The following is a 1,113-nucleotide window of genomic DNA, read 5'->3' as shown; positions in this document are numbered from 1 at the left end:
ATACCAATTAGTAGTGATTTATGATCTAATATGTCGATGGTTTATTCACTATTTTTATTCATTTGAAACTAGATACATCAGAACACCTTTTAGCGCTATCAAGGATAGAATCAAACGCACGTAAACGGCTTCGTCTGTTAGCGATATCCCACTTTATTGAAGGTAAAAATAGGTCTGAAATTGCTCTTATCCTTAAAGTCAGTAGACGCAGTGTCAATACATGGGTAAGTAATTATTTATCAGATGGTGTGGCAGGATTAGAAGCCAAAAAAGCACCAGGACGTAGTTGCCCTTTATCCACAAAGCAGCGAGAGCAATTATCTGATTATATTGATAAGCATAGTCGTAGTAGCAAAGGCGGGCGCTTAACTGGTGAAGCTATTCGGCTCCATATTGCTAACGAATATCAGATTGAATACCACCCTAATGCCATTTATAAACTCCTTCATCTACTTGGCTTTAGCTGGATAACCAGTCGCTCTAAGCACCCCAAACAATCTCAAGAGGCTCAAGACGAGTTTAAAAAAACTGCAAATTGAAACGATCAACAGGATCCCAGGGCATATTGCGTTAGATAAGGTGGATTACTGGTTTCAAGATGAAGCTAGGTTTGGCCAACAAAATACCACTACCCGTCTATGGGCGCACAAAGGCAGTCGTCCCCGCGCAGTGAAGCAACAACAATTTGATTATGCATATCTGTTTGGTGCAATTTGTCCGAGTACTGGACGAACGGAAGCAATTATAGCGCCTTGGGTAAATAGAGACATTATGCGTCAGCACTTAGAGTTGATTTCAGCAGCAACCGAATCAGGATGTCATGCGGTAGTGATAATGGATGGAGCAGGTTGGCATACTGATGATATTGCTAAGGACATTCCAAACCTCAGTATCATCAAGCTACCACCCTATTCGCCTGAATTGAACCCTATAGAGCAAGTATGGAGCTGGCTACGCCAACATCATTTAGCAAATCGAAGTTTTGAATCATATGATGATATCCTAGATGCTTGTACAACAGCATGGAATAATTTTGTAAATGACCTAAAACGTGTCACCCAAATGTGCCATCGAGACTGGTTGGATGTGAGCAACACTTAAGATGGATTGGTA

At 41.1% G+C, this 1,113-nt stretch carries 1 protein-coding gene; it reads left to right on the top strand.

Going from position 1 to position 1,113, the window contains the following annotated elements; all coding sequences use genetic code 11:
• Positions 1-62 precede the first annotated feature (62 nt).
• Positions 63-1,101, top strand: a protein-coding gene (locus tag GPLA_RS23015) for an IS630 family transposase (protein ID WP_085948370.1) whose coding sequence is annotated in 2 segments (ribosomal slippage) — positions 63-521 and positions 523-1,101 — 1,038 coding nt in all. Because the reading frame shifts where the segments join, the coding sequence is not laid out codon by codon here.
• Positions 1,102-1,113 lie beyond the last annotated feature (12 nt).

Origin of the sequence: Paraglaciecola polaris LMG 21857 (assembly GCF_000315055.1) — a bacterium.
Taxonomy (GTDB): Bacteria; Pseudomonadota; Gammaproteobacteria; order Enterobacterales; family Alteromonadaceae; genus Paraglaciecola; species Paraglaciecola polaris.
The sequence above is the reverse complement of the archived record's forward strand: the minus strand, read 5'-3'. Positions and strand labels throughout refer to the sequence as shown.